Origin of the sequence: Serratia sp. NPDC087055 (assembly GCF_044900985.1) — a bacterium.
GTDB lineage: Bacteria > Pseudomonadota > Gammaproteobacteria > Enterobacterales > Enterobacteriaceae > Serratia.
Genome location: NZ_JBJDOG010000003.1, coordinates 69870 through 82495 on the forward strand (window position 1 = coordinate 69870; position 12626 = coordinate 82495).

The 12626-nt window shown below is 54.9% G+C and carries 10 protein-coding genes; 5 read left to right on the top strand and 5 right to left on the bottom strand.

Going from position 1 to position 12626, the window contains the following annotated elements; genetic code table 11:
* The first annotated feature begins 362 nt into the window (after window positions 1–362).
* Complete coding sequence (locus tag ACI2J2_RS16535; RefSeq protein WP_404760454.1) at window positions 363–1742, top strand: amino acid permease; 1380 nt, start codon at window positions 363–365, stop codon at window positions 1740–1742.
* 67 nt (window positions 1743–1809) lie between these two features.
* Here the strand turns inward: ACI2J2_RS16535 and ACI2J2_RS16540 are convergent, their stop codons facing one another.
* From ACI2J2_RS16540 to ACI2J2_RS16550, 3 genes are read right to left on the bottom strand one after another with little or no spacing between them, the layout of a single operon-like run.
* The gene (locus ACI2J2_RS16540; protein ID WP_404760455.1) at window positions 1810–3048 is read right to left on the bottom strand and encodes a c-type cytochrome; all 1239 of its coding nucleotides are present in this window, start codon (window positions 3046–3048) and stop codon (window positions 1810–1812) included.
* Complete coding sequence (locus ACI2J2_RS16545; protein ID WP_404760456.1) at window positions 3045–3599, bottom strand: (2Fe-2S)-binding protein; 555 nt, start codon at window positions 3597–3599, stop codon at window positions 3045–3047. Before ACI2J2_RS16545 ends, ACI2J2_RS16540 begins: the two co-directional genes overlap by 4 nt.
* Window positions 3596–6385, bottom strand: coding sequence for a xanthine dehydrogenase family protein molybdopterin-binding subunit (locus tag ACI2J2_RS16550; RefSeq protein WP_265556831.1), 2790 nt, complete (start codon window positions 6383–6385; stop codon window positions 3596–3598). Before ACI2J2_RS16550 ends, ACI2J2_RS16545 begins: the two co-directional genes overlap by 4 nt.
* A 205-nt stretch (window positions 6386–6590) precedes the next feature.
* Between ACI2J2_RS16550 and ACI2J2_RS16555 the strand changes: the two genes are divergently transcribed.
* On the top strand, window positions 6591–7175 hold the full coding sequence (locus tag ACI2J2_RS16555) for an NTP transferase domain-containing protein (RefSeq protein WP_209637512.1): 585 nt from the start codon (window positions 6591–6593) through the stop codon (window positions 7173–7175).
* 7 nt (window positions 7176–7182) lie between these two features.
* A complete protein-coding gene (locus ACI2J2_RS16560; RefSeq protein WP_404760457.1) occupies window positions 7183–8235 on the top strand; it encodes an XdhC family protein in 1053 nt (350 codons plus the stop codon).
* On the opposite strand, the gene ACI2J2_RS16565 is transcribed toward ACI2J2_RS16560, so the two are convergent.
* Window positions 8159–9025, bottom strand: coding sequence for a helix-turn-helix domain-containing protein (locus ACI2J2_RS16565; protein ID WP_209637507.1), 867 nt, complete (start codon window positions 9023–9025; stop codon window positions 8159–8161). The genes ACI2J2_RS16560 and ACI2J2_RS16565 overlap by 77 nt on opposite strands.
* A gap of 171 nt (window positions 9026–9196) precedes the next feature.
* On the bottom strand, window positions 9197–10843 hold the full coding sequence (gene fumA / locus ACI2J2_RS16570; protein WP_209637505.1) for a class I fumarate hydratase FumA: 1647 nt from the start codon (window positions 10841–10843) through the stop codon (window positions 9197–9199).
* 351 nt (window positions 10844–11194) lie between these two features.
* Here fumA and ACI2J2_RS16575 point away from each other — a divergent pair, with 351 nt between their 5' ends.
* Together ACI2J2_RS16575 and endA are read left to right on the top strand one after the other, a co-directional pair.
* Window positions 11195–11707, top strand: a complete 513-nt coding sequence (locus ACI2J2_RS16575) for a SprT family zinc-dependent metalloprotease (RefSeq protein ID WP_209637503.1) — start codon at window positions 11195–11197, stop codon at window positions 11705–11707.
* Between the two features lie 101 nt (window positions 11708–11808).
* The gene (endA, locus tag ACI2J2_RS16580; RefSeq protein WP_209637501.1) at window positions 11809–12504 is read left to right on the top strand and encodes a deoxyribonuclease I; all 696 of its coding nucleotides are present in this window, start codon (window positions 11809–11811) and stop codon (window positions 12502–12504) included.
* The last annotated feature ends 122 nt before the right edge of the window (window positions 12505–12626 follow it).

Consider the following 12626-nt stretch of genomic DNA (forward strand, 5'->3'; position numbering starts at 1 on the left):
TTTATTAAGCTTTAACGAATACCTATTTGCATCGCAAAAGGTCCATTTAACCGGTTAATACTTCGCCACCGACAACCCACGCTATCTAAATTATTTTTGCGCATTATGTGAGTTATTGCTTATTTCATGCATTGAATCCCCCCTGCCGTCACACAACCCGCATTTTGTTTCCTAAACTGCTGAAATCTTAATCACTCACAACATAAAGCAGGTGCAAACTGAAGCGCATAACATTATTCTTTGCCAAACGGTAGCGGCTCCGTGGAATTAATAGATATAACGCCGTAAATAAAACAAAACACACATCGTAACCACTGCTTTACAGCATGTGAGTAATTCTGCAACGACAGAGGGTTTCATTAATGGATGGTCAACAGCATGGCGACCAGCTGAAACGCGGCCTGAAAAACCGCCATATTCAGCTTATTGCTTTAGGGGGCGCGATTGGTACCGGGCTATTTCTCGGTATCGCGCAAACAATAAAGATGGCCGGTCCATCGGTTATTCTCGGCTATGCCATTGGCGGCTTTATCGCATTTCTGATCATGCGCCAACTGGGTGAAATGGTGGTAGAAGAGCCGGTTGCCGGTTCCTTTAGTCACTTTGCCTACAAATACTGGGGCAACTTCGCCGGTTTTGCTTCCGGCTGGAACTACTGGGTGCTGTACGTTTTGGTTGCCATGGCGGAACTGACCGCGGTCGGTATCTATGTGCAGTACTGGTGGCCCGAGATCCCAACCTGGGTGTCTGCGGCAGTGTTCTTCCTGGCCATTAACGCCATCAACCTGGCAAACGTGAAGGTGTATGGCGAAATGGAATTCTGGTTCGCCATTATCAAGGTCGTGGCGATTATCGGCATGATCGTGTTCGGCGCCTATTTGCTGTTTAGCGGCCTGGGGGGCCCAGAGGCCACCGTGACCAACCTGTGGGCTCAGGGCGGGTTCTTCCCGAACGGCATCATGGGGCTGGTGATGGCAATGGCGGTGATCATGTTCTCGTTCGGCGGGCTGGAACTGGTCGGCATCACCGCAGCGGAAGCAGACAACCCACAGAAAAGCATTCCTAAAGCGACCAACCAGGTCATCTACCGTATTCTGCTGTTCTATATCGGTTCACTGGCAATCCTGCTGTCACTGTACCCGTGGGGGAAAGTGGTTGAAGGCGGCAGTCCGTTCGTACTTATCTTCCATGCACTGAACAGCAACCTGGTGGCAACGGTACTGAACGTCGTGGTGTTGACCGCCGCGCTGTCGGTGTACAACAGCTGTGTTTACTGTAACAGCCGCATGCTGTACGGCTTGGCTAAACAGGGTAATGGTCCGAAGAGTTTGCTGAAGGTCGATGGCCGCGGCGTGCCCGTCATTGCGATTGCCGTCTCCGCAACGGCCACGGCATTCTGTGTGCTGATTAACTATCTGATCCCTGGCCGCGCCTTCGAACTGCTGATGGCGTTGGTGGTATCGGCACTGGTGATTAACTGGGCGATGATCAGCCTGGCACACCTGAAGTTCCGTGCAGCCAAGAACCGTGAAGGCGTAGAACCAAAGTTCAAAGCCTTCTGGTATCCGTTCAGCAACTACCTGTGCCTGGTGTTCATGGCCGGCATTCTGGTGATCATGTACCTGACGCCGGGGATTCAAATCTCGGTGTTGCTGATCCCCGTTTGGGTAGCGGTACTGGCCATCGGTTACGCCGTCAAGCAGCGTAGCCAGCGCGCAGTAAGCGCAACCCACCGCGGATAAGCTTTTCCCAAAACAAAATGGCCCGCAGATTGATCGTCTGCGGGCCATTTTTTTAGCTTAACTCAACCTATTTATGACGCAAGGCTTTCACCTGTTCGGCAGTCACATCCGCCGGTAATCCGCCCCAGGTCACACGCAGATAGTTCACCAGTTCCGCCACCTGCGCATCATCCAGCCGGTCGCCAAAGGCTGGCATGCTTTGCATACTTTCATCGTTAGGGAATTGCTGCGCCGGCAAACCGTCCAGTACCGAGACAATCAGGTTTTTTGCGTCCGGTTGGCGCAGCGTGGCGTTATCGCGCATCGCCACCGCCACGTGCGGTTTACCCTCGCCTTCACGCGCATGGCAACCCGAGCACTGATCCAGATAGCTGATGCGTCCGGCATCGCTACCCTGGCCGATTTTGACCGGTACTGCTGCCGGCGGTTGCTCACCCATCAGATAGGTCGCCAACGCCTGATGATCTTCCGGCGTCAGGTGACGCGTGCTGAGATCGACCACCATATGCATCTCGCTGAAAGCGGAACCCTGCGGTGCTATACCGGTCGCGAGGAAGCGGCTCAGATCGTCCGGCGTCCAACCGCGTTGTGCCAACCCATGCGGCGTAATGTCCGGTGCCATAAAGCGCCCCAAATCACCGCCCTGCATCGGTTTGCCGAGATCCATCTGCCCCAGCAAGCCGCGCGGCGTGTGACATTCGCCACAGTGACCCAGCGTATCCGCCAGATAGCGACCGCGCTGCCACTGGGCTGAATCACCCTGCGAGCTGGCCGGCAGCGGATCCTGGCTGCGGAACAGCAGATTCCAGCCAATCAACGCCATGCGTTGATTGAACGGGAATGGCATGGCGTTTTCTGGAATGGCGACATCTACCGCCGGGCGAGTCATCAGATAAGCATAGATATCATCGGCATCTTGGCGCGACATGCCTTTATACGAGGTATAAGGCATCGCCGGATACAGATGACGCCCGCCGGGTGCCACACCCTGAGTCAGCGCCAGGAAGAAGTCGTCTTTGGTCCAGCGGCCAATACCTTGGTCGGCAGAAGGTGTCAGGTTACTGCCGTAGATCGTGCCAAACGGCGTATCAAGTGGATAACCGCCAGCCATTGGCGCACCGCCACTGGCGGTGTGGCAGGCGGCACAGTCGGCAGCCTGAGCCAGATAACGACCACGGGCAACCTGTTCAGTACTGACCGTCACCTGCTGCACAGGGCCATCATAATGGCGGTTTTCACGCCACCACAGCACGGCAATGATGACAATCACCACCAGCAGGATCAACAGCGCGAGACGTTTCTTCATTGCGCAGTCTCCTTCACCAGACCTGGGGTTTTCAGCACCACATCACGTACGGCTTCGTAATAACGCACATAGCCCGTACAGCGGCAGATATGGCTGTCCAGCGCCTGTTCAATAGCGCCTTCCAGTTGCTCGCGGGCTATCGGTTCACGCTTAAGTTTTTCCACGAAAATGGTGGCAGCGTTGACAAAGCCCGGCGTGCAGTAGCCACACTGGAAGCTGTAATGCTCCAGGAAAGCCTGCTGAATAGGGGAAAGCTCGACGACCTCGCCTTGTTCATCCACCTTGGCGTGACCTTCGACCGTGCGCACTTTCTTGCCGCTGAAGAAATGTGCGCCGGTGATGCAGGTACGCACTTCCTCACTGGTGCCGCTCGGATGATCGACAATCGCCACACAGGCGTGACAAATCCCCTGCCCGCAGCCAAGGCGTGAGCCGGTCAGGTCGAGATATTCATGCAGGAAATCGATCATCATCAGCCCTTCCGGCACGTCGATAGGGCCGTACTGCTTGTCGTTGATGGTCAGGGAAATTGGCTGGGTTTTAATGCTCATTGTAATACCTCACGAATATTTTCTGCACGAACGGGCAAATCACGGAAACGATGGCCGGTAGCGTCGGCGATAGCGTTGACCAGTGCGGCAACCACTGGGATCATCACCACTTCAGCCATACCTTTTGGCGGATCGGTTTCCGACAGCGCGGGCAGGATGTCATCAGTCTGTTTCCAGACCGCCACATCGCTGGCTCGCGGCAGGTGATAACGGTTAAAGTTCCAGGTACCGTTACCGGGTCCGTCTTCGTACAGCGGTAAATATTCGTGCAGCGCATGGCCGATACCCATCGCCAACCCACCCTGCAATTGGCCAGAAACCAGTTCCGGCACAATCAGGTTGCCGCACTCCATGATGGAATGGTGGTTCAACAGTTCCACCTGGCCGGTTGCGATATCCACCGCCACTTCCGCCAGTGTTCCGACGGCACTGTAATACGTCACCGCAGCGTTATTGCGCTGAGTCGGTGGGTAATAGACCTGGTTGCGCGCCAGCGTCTTGAACTCACCGTTGGCATTGCGTACCGCCAGCCCGTCAATCGGTAGACGTTCACTCTTGCCGCCCAGGGTGAAGTCCGCTTCCGCCCACTGCCAACGGTTGAACACGTGCACCGCCGCACCGGTGATGCCGCCCATCTGGTAGGCTTTTTTCGCCAACAGTTCCAGGCTCAGCACCTCCATACCCGCAGCGGTCAACCCGCCTTCCACCCAACGTGCGTCTTCTCTGCGCACCACCAAGGGGGCAGCCTGGCCACCGCCGATGCCGGATTGCCAAATGGCCATCGCCGCCGGCCACAGACCATGGTCGAATATCAACCGTGCAGCTTCGCGTGTGCTGTGTGAGAAGTAATATGCCGAGTTGCTGGCACTGGACGGCGAACAGTAGCTTGGTGTCCAGGCTGGGTTGGCTTGCAACCGATCCTGATCGGCCTGTGACATGATATAAGGATCGCCGCTGGTGACCATTGGCAACACAGACCAATCGGTCACCGAGAAGTGCGCCTCATCTGCCGGTTTGCCCAGCCACTGAGCACACAGCACCGACTGCGAAGTCGACATCCCGGTCCCCATCTCCGCACCGCTGTGATGCAGCATGATGCGCCCATCTTCCGCCAGTTCAACACGGGCGAACGAAGTCTCGGCACCGGTACCGAAGTCTTTTTGCACGCAACCGAAGCCAACGCCAAAACGTTTGCCTGGGTGCTGGCTCTCAAATTCCGCCTTACGCTGAGCACGTTGCAACCACATCTCATGCTTGGCGGCCTTTTCCAGCACTTCATCGGCACGAATGGCCCCGGCAGGAATCGCACCCTGGGTATTTTTCATGCCGGATTTCAGCACGTTGCGCAAACGGAACTCGATCGGGTCAATCTTCAGCTCGGCAGCCAGCTCATCCACCATCATTTCGGTGGCAGCCATGCTTTGCAGCGTGCCATAGCCACGTGCCGATCCTGCGTCTATCGCACGTGAGGCTAACCCCACCGCAGACAAATCGCTTTTCGGGAAGTAGTAGATCGACTGCGCCGCGGTTGCCGCCACCATGACTACCGATGGCGTAAAGTTGCTACGACCGCCGCCGTCTGCCGTCATCTCGCCGTGGAATGACTGCAGCACGCCGGTGTGCCGATTCACCGCAATACGGTAATTCATGTCGAAAGCGTGGCGTTTGAGCGCGGTCTGGAACTGTTCAAAACGGTCATTGGCCAAGCGTACAGGACGCCCGTCACCGTACATTGCCGCCACCGCCCCGTAGTACGGGAAGTTATAGTGATCTTTCGAACCGTAACCAACGGTGTAGCATGGGTGCAGAATCAGCTGTTTCACCGGCGGATTATGCTTAGCCAGCATGCGCGGCATTTCATCTGCCACTTCCTGCGGTGACTGGGTAGGTATCACCAGATGCAAAGTCTGGGTCGCTGGGTCGAACCAACCGTTCGCGTTGTCCGGCTCCAGCGCAGAGGTATCCACTGACTGCGTCGTGTAGCGCCGCGACATTACCAGCCAGTCTTCCGGCGGGGTTTGCAGCTCATTGGCGATCATACCGGCGTAATACATGCCTTCCTGATCCAGCTTGCCGCCTTCACGGCCTTCTGGCCAAACTGGCAGGTGTTTCTTCATCGATACAGGGAAAATCGGCGTGTCTTTCAGGCTGGAGAAGCGATCGTCGTCAAACGGTTTATCTCCGCCAACGCGCACATAACGGAATGTCCCCCAGGGATCACGCTGCAGCGGGCCGGTTTCCGCCCCGTATTTCAGGGTTTCCTCACGGAATTTCAGCTTGTCTTTTGCAAAGCGGAAACGCGCGAAATCATGATAAATCAGGATGGCCACGGCTTGGCCGAGATAGGCTGGGGTTTTGCCGACGGGCAACAGCATGTCATCGCCGTAGAAGGCTGGGAACGCCAGGCCGTCACGGGCCAAATCCTCCGCCGTTACCAGTCTGTCTGGTTGTAAGTCGTCCCCCAGCAATGAGAGATCGATCCCCGCAAACAGCCTGTCGGCCTTGGTCACACGTAGAACGAAGGCATGTGCCTGCTGCTGCGGCCAATGCGGCATGTCGACCGCACGGATGTCACGCGCGAACACTTTTTGCCCCATCACTTTAGCGCGACCATCAATACGGAAGCGTATACGCTTTTCATGGGCATCCCAGTTCGGGGACTGGAGTATTTTTTGCTCAAACAGTGCGGCATAGGCGCGGCTGTACAATGGCGCGAGGTATACGGATACCCCCGCTATCACGGCGCTTTTGATAAAGCGACGCCGCGACGGGTTGAAATTGCTCATAAAAAAGTCCTTCGTATCTTTATTGTATTTTTGTATTCAGCGGTGTTGTTGCGCAAACGCTGACGACCTTGCCGTAGACGTCATAAGCATATGCTTATAACCAAAATTATGTGATGATTAACATGTTGTTTTCAACAAAAATACATCTCAAAAACACATAATTTTAGTAAGGTAATAAAAAGTTGCGCAAATTCGGGCGTGGAAAATGACAGCAGGCATACTGATCGCAGCCGCCGGACGTGGAGAACGTTTCTCCCAGGCCGGTGGCGAAGGCAATAAATTAAATGCTGCGTTTGTGGATGGTGCGGGTCAACAACGCTCGCTGTTTGAACAAACGCTGCGTCAGGCACTGGCTTCTGGCCTGCCGGTATGGGTAGTCACGCGACCGGATAACGTGCAAGTACAACAGATCTGCGCCACTTATCAGGTTGCGACCACGCTGCTCGCCAGCCCGGGTCTTGGTGATTCCATCGCCGCGGGCGTTAATGCAACGCCCCACTGGCAGGGCTGGTTGATACATTTGGCGGATATGCCGTTCGTTACGCCCACCGTTTTCCAACGGGTGGCCAGCGCCCTGCAGCAACACGCCATTGTTCGCCCCATTTTCCAGCAGCAACCGGGCCATCCGGTCGGTTTTTCCGCTCTATTGCGCAAACAACTGTGCCAATTGCGTGGTGATAATGGGGCACGAGAGCTAGTTAAAGGGCAACCGGTGCATCTGCTTCCTGTTGAACAACCCGCTGTCGTGCAGGATATTGATCTTCCGTCGCAGCTACCCGTCAGCGAGTAAATCATCTATGCAACATCTCGATATCAGCGTGGTCAGCCAGGCGATAAACTGGCTGAAACAGCAACCGGTGTGGCTGTGCACCGTACTGAATACTTATGGCTCCTCGCCACGCTCGCCGGGAGCATTACTGGCGGCAACCCAAGATGGACATTATTGCGGTTCGCTGTCAGGCGGCTGTGTGGAAGAGGATTTTCTTCGGCGTGTGGCGGCTGGAGAGTATCAGGCGGCCAGCCAGGTGATCCGCTACGGCGAAGGGGGACTGGAACCGAACGTCGCGCTGCCCTGTGGCGGCGTGTTGGAAGTGTTGATTGAGTACCTACCGGCCGGTGACGAGAGTATTGACTATCTGACTACCATTGCAGGTGCTCTCAACGGGCACCACGCGTTGATTAAACGACTGACCTTACCTGATGCTTGCAACGGCCTGACACTGACCGATTTTGCCAGCGCCACCCAAGTCGAGCGCCGTGGCCCGCACATCACTTTGCATATCGCTGCAGCCCCGCGTTTACTGATCGCCGGGTTATCCAGCGTGGCCCTGTATTGCGCCGACTTCGCCAGTTCATTGGGTTTTGAAGTGCTGGTCTGTGAAAACCGCCCAGATGCGCTGGATAATTTTGCCGCGCAGCTCAGACCCAACGTCACCTTGTTGCGCCAGTTCCCGGCCAAATTTATTGAAGATGGCGGCTGTCATGCCAATACCGCGATTGTGGCGCTAACGCACGATCCGCGCATGGACGACCTGACGCTGATGGAGGCGATTCACACCCCCGCCTTTTACATTGGTGCCATGGGTTCATTGCGTAACAGTGCGCGACGCCGCCAGCGTCTGCAGCAAATTGCCGAGTTCAGCCCACAAGAATTGGAGCGTATACATGCCCCGATCGGTCTGCCGCTCGGCAGTAAAACCCCGGCGGAAATTGCGCTGGCGGTAATGGCCGATATTGTGCAACAAAAAAACCGCACGCCTGACGTTCGGTCACTCAACCCAGGGGCGTCACTGGCACCAGATGCTGGAGCTCAAGATGCAGCTCCTCCTGCTCATTCAGCGAATAGTTGAACATCGTAATGTCTGGCCCTTCACGACGGGCCAGGCCGAGCTCCGGTAATGCCTGGGTATAAATTTGTACGACATGATCGTGCAGGGCGACAGGCTTGCCGGAGTAGAAAAATCGGCAATAATCGCCGTAAATTTCAGGCAGCGGCTCAAGACCTGCATCCTCGCTGACGGGGTAGTCCGCTGCAACACCGAGAACATACTCGACCCTGACCTGTTCACCATCCGGAATAAACTCGGTGAGTGCATAGGTCAACGCCGGCCGACTAGCCACCGACGCATAGAATCTCTCTCTGAGCTTACTGCGGATATGCAGATGCGATTTATCCAGATCGGCAATGTCCAGATGGTAAGTATAACTTTTGCCTCGGATCGCATACTGGCCTTTGGCGACCTTGATGCAGTCCACTTGGATGTCACCCGGTTGACTGACCGACAATGAACGCACCAAATGGCTGAAATCCTGCTTGCGGGCATGGCGGTAAACACTGGGGGATTCAGCAAAGTGCTTCTTGAAGCAACGAGAGAAAGTCTGTTGGTTATCAAATTGATATTCAATTGAAATATCAAGAATGCTTTTGCGTGTGAAACGTAAGGCGAAGGCGGCAAGATACAAACGACGAGCGCGAATATAGGAGGCCAGCGACAGGTTGGTTTGCGTTTTGAACATTCGCTGCAGATACCATTTCGAGTAGCCTGATTTGGCAGAAACGATATCCAATGACAGTGGGTTAGTCAGGTTGTCTTCAATCCAGACCAGCAACTCCCTGATATGATTTTCCTGCGTTTCCATGTGTTTGCCGAACCTTCTATTCCAAATATGCCTTTACGCGAGTGATACTGCTTAGCGCGTAGGTTATACAGGTTAAAAGGTGGCGTCCAGCAGGCTACAGGACTTTACACATGAACCCCACAAGCAGGAAACCTACCGCCCGGCGTCGGGCGGTAGGTCTTTAGAGGGGGGTTATTTCACGCAGCGTGAACATTGGCCGGCCTGGATCTTCTGGAAGAAGTCATTGCCTTTATCATCGACCAGAATAAACGCCGGGAAATCTTCCACTTCGATTTTCCAGATCGCTTCCATCCCCAACTCCGGGTATTCGACACAGGTCAGGCTCTTGATGCTCTGCTGCGCCAATACCGCAGCTGGGCCACCGATACTGCCGAGATAGAAGCCACCGTGCTTGTTACAAGCGTCGGTCACCTGTTGGCTACGGTTACCTTTCGCCAGCATAATCATACTGCCACCGTGGGACTGCAGCAGATCAACGTACGAATCCATACGCCCAGCGGTTGTCGGCCCCAGCGAACCCGATGCGTAGCCGTCCGGCGTTTTGGCCGGGCCAGCATAGTAAATCGGGTGATCCTTCACGTACTGCGGCAAACCTTCACCCTTGTCCAGGCGCTCTTTCAATTTGGCGTGTGCAATATCACGGCCCACGATAATGGTGCCACTCAGTGACAAACGGGTGGATACTGGGTATTGCGACAGCTGTTTGAGGATCTCGGCCATTGGGCGGTTAAGATCGATTTTAATCGCCTCACCTTCCCCGGCCTGACGCAGTTCCTGTGGAATAAACTTGCCCGGGTTATGCTCCAGTTTCTCCAGCCAGATGCCGTCACGGTTGATCTTGCCTTTGATATTACGGTCAGCGGAACAGGAAACCCCCATGCCCACCGGGCAGGATGCGCCATGACGCGGCAGACGTACCACGCGGATGTCGTGCGCAAAGTATTTGCCACCAAACTGGGCACCTAACCCGAGGTTCTGCGCTTCTTTCAGCAATTCGGCTTCCAACGCCACATCGCGGAACGCCTGGCCGTGTTCGTTACCTTCGGTCGGTAGCCCGTCGTAGTACTTGGTGGACGCCAGCTTCACGGTTTTCAACGTTGCCTCGGCAGACGTCCCGCCGATAACAAACGCGACGTGATAAGGCGGGCAAGCCGCGGTACCCAACGTGCGCATTTTCTCGACCAAATAGTCCTTCAACTTGCCCGGTGACAGCAGCGCTTTGGTTTCTTGGTAAAGATAGGTTTTGTTGGCTGAACCACCGCCCTTGGCGATGCACAGGAATTTATATTCTTCACCGTCGACGCTGTAGAGATCAATCTGCGCTGGCAGGTTGCTGCCGGTGTTGACCTCGTTGTACATATCCAGCGCGGCGTTTTGCGAATAACGCAGGTTGTCTTCAATAAAGGTGTTATACACCCCGCGTGACAATGCGGCTTCATCACCACCGCCAGTCCAGACACGTTGGCCCTTTTTGCCGACGATAATGGCCGTCCCGGTGTCCTGACAGGTCGGTAAAATACCCTTGGCGGCGATTTCTGAGTTACGCAGAAATTGCAGCGCAACGTACTTGTCGTTTTCGCTGGCGTCCGGATCTTTGAGAATATCGGCAACCTGCTGCTGGTGCGCTGGGCGCAGCATGAATGAGGCGTCATGGAACGCATGTTGAGCAAGGAGGGTTAACGCTTCGGGGGCTACTTTCAGGACTTCCTGGCCTTCAAACTCGCTCACGGAAACGTGATCGCGGCTCAACAGATAGTATTCGGTATCGTCTTTCTTCAGCGGGAACGGATCTTGATAATGGAACGGTTTATTCGACATTGATCTCTCACTTGCAACATCAGCTGCGTTAAATTCACACTTACTCAGCCAGCTCGGGGCAGGCCGCGTCAAAAAACTCCCCATACCTTACGTATTTTTAATCAGTCGGTTATTGCGCTAAATCGCATAATAACCCCCTGCTTTGTAGGGGCAGCGTATACTGCGCCCGCGTCAATCGGGACGAATATAGGCGTCCCCAACGGGTACAGACTCAGCATGTACGGTTTATTATCCCGCAGTTAACACATTGATTACAATCCATCAGCGTCGATCGGGTTATCAATGCGGTGAAAAACCTGCTTGCAACTGCACATCTTGCCAGCCGATGCGCCATTGCTTAAGCTAGCGGCAATGAACAAAGTAAGAATCCCCATTGCGCTACAACAAGCGGTGATGCGCTGCCTGCGAGAAAAATTGCAGTTGGCCCGTCAGCACTTTTCCGTCGAGTTTCCGGAGCCTAAAGTCGTTTACCAACAGCGCGGCACCAGCGCGGGTACGGCCTGGCTACAGGCTTGGGAAATCAGGCTAAACCCCATATTGCTGATGGAAAACCAACAGGCGTTTATCGACGAAGTGGTGCCCCATGAACTGGCACACCTGTTGGTATTTCGCCAGTTTGGTCGCGTCCCTCCTCACGGCAATAAATGGCGTTGGATGATGGAAAGCGTCTTGCAGGTCCCTGCCAGCCGTACTCATCAATTTGAGATTGCCTCAGTACAGAGCAAAACCTTCCCCTACCTGTGCCGTTGCCAACAGCACCAGCTCACTGTGCGTCGCCATAATCGGGTGCTGCGTGGAGAGAGTGAATACCGCTGCCGTCAGTGCGGCGAAAAGCTGAGATTTATCGCTAACGATCCGCTTTAATGAAACGATTTATACGTTAAAACAAGTAAATATCGCCATTTGCCACTGCCTTAAACTTCCGTTACCCTGCCTGCTTTTCCAATTTTGAGCTGTTTTGGAATATGCTTCGCAAAATTTTGTTTATGGTAGTTCTCACTGCCGGTGCCGCACAGGCCCACGGCATCAATAACTTTTCTCAGGCCAAAACGGCGGCGGCTAAAATTAACCAGGACGCGCCGGGCTCATTCTACTGCGGCTGCCGGATCGACTGGCAGGGCAAGAAAGGCATTCCCGATCTGAACAGTTGCGGCTATCAGGCGCGTAAAAATGCCCAGCGCGCGCAACGTATCGAATGGGAACATGTGGTACCCGCCTGGCAATTCGGTCACCAATTACAGTGCTGGCAGCAGGGTGGCCGTAAAAACTGTAATAAGGATGCCGGCTACCGACAAATCGAGACCGATCTGCACAACCTGCAGCCCGCGATAGGTGAAGTGAATGGCGATCGTAACAACTTCATGTACAGCCAGTGGAAAGGAGGGGAAGGCCAATATGGCCAGTGTCCAATGAAAGTGGACTTCAAAAACAAACAGGCCGAACCGCCCGCCCGCGCCCGCGGTGCCATCGCTCGTACTTACTTCTATATGCGCGATCGCTATCAACTGCAGCTTTCACGCCAACAGACCCAGCTTTTTGACGTGTGGAACCGTCAATATCCGGTAAGCCAGTGGGAATGCCTGCGCGAGGCACGCATCGCTAAGGTGCAGGGCAATCATAATCCCTATATTCAACAGGCTTGCCAGCAACGAAACGGCTAACTCCGTTCGTACTTAAAGCTGCCGCGGTGTTGACTGCATGAGCTTACGTGGCCCATCCGTGGGCCACGCCCCTAAAGGGGCCGCTGCAAGCGGCGTTCAAATCTGCTCCCGGCAGATTTGTA

Bases quoted from the DNA above. Each gene is read 5' to 3' on its own strand.
- ACI2J2_RS16535 (WP_404760454.1), top strand. From the start codon at position 363: ATGGATGGTCAACAGCATGGCGACCAGCTGAAACGCGGCCTGAAAAAC.
- ACI2J2_RS16540 (WP_404760455.1), bottom strand. From the start codon at position 3,048: ATGAAGAAACGTCTCGCGCTGTTGATCCTGCTGGTGGTGATTGTCATC.
- ACI2J2_RS16545 (WP_404760456.1), bottom strand. From the start codon at position 3,599: ATGAGCATTAAAACCCAGCCAATTTCCCTGACCATCAACGACAAGCAG.
- ACI2J2_RS16550 (WP_265556831.1), bottom strand. From the start codon at position 6,385: ATGAGCAATTTCAACCCGTCGCGGCGTCGCTTTATCAAAAGCGCCGTG.
- ACI2J2_RS16555 (WP_209637512.1), top strand. From the start codon at position 6,591: ATGACAGCAGGCATACTGATCGCAGCCGCCGGACGTGGAGAACGTTTC.
- ACI2J2_RS16560 (WP_404760457.1), top strand. From the start codon at position 7,183: ATGCAACATCTCGATATCAGCGTGGTCAGCCAGGCGATAAACTGGCTG.
- ACI2J2_RS16565 (WP_209637507.1), bottom strand. From the start codon at position 9,025: ATGGAAACGCAGGAAAATCATATCAGGGAGTTGCTGGTCTGGATTGAA.
- fumA (WP_209637505.1), bottom strand. From the start codon at position 10,843: ATGTCGAATAAACCGTTCCATTATCAAGATCCGTTCCCGCTGAAGAAA.
- ACI2J2_RS16575 (WP_209637503.1), top strand. From the start codon at position 11,195: ATGAACAAAGTAAGAATCCCCATTGCGCTACAACAAGCGGTGATGCGC.
- endA (WP_209637501.1), top strand. From the start codon at position 11,809: ATGCTTCGCAAAATTTTGTTTATGGTAGTTCTCACTGCCGGTGCCGCA.